The sequence below is a fragment of the Spirillospora albida genome (assembly GCF_000718255.1).
GTDB lineage: Bacteria > Actinomycetota > Actinomycetes > Streptosporangiales > Streptosporangiaceae > Spirillospora > Spirillospora albida.
Genome location: NZ_JOFJ01000084.1, coordinates 1 through 298, shown reverse-complemented (window position 1 = coordinate 298; position 298 = coordinate 1). Strand labels below are relative to the sequence as shown.

Sequence of the window (298 nt, the reverse complement as noted above, 5' to 3'; positions counted from 1 at the left end):
TCTGCGTATCAATCAGAACATCGCGGCGATGAACTCGTACCGCAACCTGTCGGTGAACGACGGCTCGATGAGCAAGTCGCTGGAGAAGCTGTCCAGTGGTTTCCGGATCAACCGGGCCGCCGACGACGCCGCCGGTCTGTCGATCTCCGAGGGCCTGCGCGCCCAGACCGGCGGCCTGAAGGTCGCGGTCCGCAACGCCCAGGATGGCGTTTCGGTCGCGCAGACGGCTGAAGGCGCTCTCACCGAGACGCACTCGATCCTGCAGCGTATGCGTGACCTGGCCGTTCAGTCCGCCAAC

The 298-nt window shown here is 65.1% G+C and carries 1 protein-coding gene; it reads left to right on the top strand.

Features of this window, described 5'->3' with window-relative positions:
- Position 1: 1 nt before the first annotated feature.
- A partial coding sequence (locus tag IE99_RS0128635; protein ID WP_483852549.1) for a flagellin N-terminal helical domain-containing protein occupies positions 2 to 298 on the top strand: 297 nt, incomplete at its 3' end.